This is a genomic window from Pseudomonas sp. XP1, assembly GCF_053557675.1.
In genome coordinates this window covers 1-2769 of record NZ_JBNRIJ010000058.1, presented here as the reverse complement: position 1 = coordinate 2769, position 2769 = coordinate 1, and the positions used below count along the sequence as shown (strand labels likewise).

Annotated in this window: 2 protein-coding genes; one reads left to right on the top strand and one right to left on the bottom strand. The window is 65.1% G+C overall.

Features of this window, described 5'->3' with window-relative positions:
* The coding region (locus ACK1U9_RS25085; protein ID WP_449110258.1) for an iron-sulfur-binding ferredoxin reductase at positions 1-883 on the bottom strand (883 nt) is incomplete at its 3' end.
* Positions 884-1159: 276 nt separating this feature from the next.
* On the opposite strand from ACK1U9_RS25085, the gene ACK1U9_RS25080 reads away from it, so the two are divergent.
* Complete coding sequence (locus tag ACK1U9_RS25080) at positions 1160-2683, top strand: fumarate hydratase (RefSeq protein ID WP_013974059.1); 1524 nt, start codon at positions 1160-1162, stop codon at positions 2681-2683.
* Positions 2684-2769 lie beyond the last annotated feature (86 nt).

Here is a 2769-nt window from a genome sequence, read left to right as displayed (position 1 = left end):
CCCGCGGCACCCCGGCAATGAACAGCCGCCGGGCAAACCGCTCGACACTCCCCGGCGCCCCGCACACCAGCGCCACCGTCTGCCGCGATGACGGCCGCAACCCGGCCAACGCTTCATCCAGCTGCTCTGCCAGTACCAACTCGACATTCACATTCGCCATCTCTCGCAACGGCTCGGCCAGATAATGCCCAACGCCTTCGCGCGCCACATGCATGACCCTGATTTCCCCTTGGTGCCCCTGCCGCAGAGCCTCGCGCAAGATGCCCCACAACGGCGCCAACCCGGTCCCCGCCGCCAGCAACCACAGCGGCCGCTGCTGCCAGTCCGGGTCGTAATGCAAGGCCCCACCCCTGAGTTCGCCCAGGCGCAGCACATCACCCAGCTGCAAGCCACGGGCCTTGTCACAGAAGGCGCCGGGGCGCTGGCAGTCGATATGAAACTCGAGAAAATCATCTTCTCCCGGCAGGCTGGCCAAGGAGTAAGGCCGCGCCAGCGCGCCATTCCACAGCACCACATGCTGCCCCGCCTGGTAACGTATTGCCCGTTCGGGGCGTAGCCGCACGCGCAGCACATCGCCGAACCAGTCCAGGGCGCAGACCTGCGCTGGCACGCCATCCTGCTGCGGGTCGAACAGCGCTACGCGCAGGTCCTCGACTACCCGGCACTGGCAGGCCAGGCGCCAGCCCTGGGCATGCTTGTCCTGCGCCAGGGCCTCGGGCATGGCGTCCAGCGGTTGCCCGCCCAGACAGTGCACCAGGCAGGCATGGCAACTGCCGGCGCGGCAACTGTAGGGCACATTCAGCCCGGCCTCGTTCAAGGCATCGAGCAGGTTGCTGCCGGTCGGCACCGCCCAGCGGCGCTCGCCCACGCAAAGTTCGGGCATTTTCAGCTATCTCTTCCAGCTCTTGAGTTTCTGGGGCCGCTTTGCGGCCCATTCCAAGCATCCTATCTCAACAACAAGTCAGCAAGAACAATGCCTGCCAGCTGCCGACCATGGTCCCAGACCGGCCGCAGGTGTGCCCGGCACGGATGCGCGCTATACTGCCGCGCCTTTTTCCGTCGGCCCGACCTGCCGGCGCCTTGCAAGGCGCTTCGACACGCTGGTCGGCACCGTCGAGCGCCGTAATGAATGTTCCCGTCTTTAAGAGGAGCGCGCTGCATGACCGTGATCAAGCAAGACGACCTGATTCAGAGCGTCGCCGACGCCCTGCAATTCATCTCGTACTACCACCCCGTCGATTTCATCCAGGCCATGCACGAGGCCTATCTGCGTGAAGAGTCGCCTGCTGCACGCGATTCCATCGCCCAGATCCTGATCAACTCGCGCATGTGCGCCACCGGCCATCGCCCGATCTGCCAGGACACCGGTATCGTCACCGTGTTCATCCGCGTGGGCATGGACGTGCGCTGGGACGGCGCCACCATGAGCGTCGACGACATGATCAACGAAGGTGTGCGTCGCGCCTACAACCTGCCTGAAAACGTGCTGCGCGCTTCGATCCTGGCCGACCCGGCCGGTGCCCGCAAGAACACCAAGGACAACACTCCGGCAGTGATCCACTACTCCATCGTCCCCGGCGACAAGGTCGAGGTCGATGTCGCAGCCAAGGGCGGCGGCTCGGAGAACAAGTCGAAGATGGCCATGCTCAACCCGTCCGACTCGATCGTCGACTGGGTACTGAAGACCGTACCGACCATGGGCGCTGGCTGGTGCCCGCCTGGCATGCTCGGCATCGGCATCGGCGGTACCGCCGAAAAGGCCGCCGTGATGGCCAAGGAAGTGTTGATGGAGTCCATCGACATCCACGAACTGAAGGCCCGTGGCCCGCAGAACCGCCTGGAAGAAATCCGCCTGGAGCTGTTCGAGAAGGTCAACCAGCTGGGCATTGGCGCCCAGGGCCTGGGTGGCCTGACCACCGTGCTCGACGTCAAGATCATGGACTACCCGACTCACGCCGCTTCGCTGCCGGTGTGCATGATCCCCAACTGCGCCGCTACCCGCCACGCCCACTTCGTGCTCGATGGCTCCGGCCCGGCCGAACTGGAAGCGCCGTCGCTGGACGCCTACCCGGAAATCGTCTGGGAAGCCGGCCCGAGCGCCCGTCGCGTCAACCTCGACGCCATCACCCCGGAAGAAGTCGCCAGCTGGAAGCCGGGCGAAACCATCCTGCTCAACGGCAAGATGCTGACCGGCCGCGACGCCGCGCACAAGCGCATGGTCGAAATGCTCAACCGTGGCGAAGAGCTGCCGGTGGACCTGAAGGGCCGCTTCATCTACTACGTTGGCCCGGTCGACCCGGTCGGTGACGAAGTGGTAGGCCCTGCCGGCCCGACCACCGCCACCCGCATGGACAAGTTCACCCGCCAGATCCTCGAGCAGACCGGCCTGCTGGGCATGATCGGCAAGTCCGAGCGCGGCCCAGCCGCCATCGAAGCGATCAAGGACAACAAGGCCGTGTACCTGATGGCCGTCGGCGGCGCTGCCTACCTGGTAGCCCAGGCCATCCGCAAGTCGAAGGTCCTGGCCTTCGCCGAGCTGGGCATGGAAGCGATCTACGAGTTCGAGGTCAAGGACATGCCGGTGACCGTCGCCGTGGACAGCAACGGTGAGTCGGTACACATCACTGGCCCTGCCCTGTGGCAGAGCAAGATTGCCCAGAGCCTGGCAGTCGAAGTGAAGTAAGCCTGATGTAACGGCGGCGGCCTCTTCGCGGGCTTGCCCGCTCCCACAGGTAAATCACAGCCTTCAGGCATGCGCTGTACCTGTGG

Bases quoted from the DNA above. Each gene is read 5' to 3' on its own strand.
- ACK1U9_RS25080 (WP_013974059.1), top strand. From the start codon at position 1,160: ATGACCGTGATCAAGCAAGACGACCTGATTCAGAGCGTCGCCGACGCC.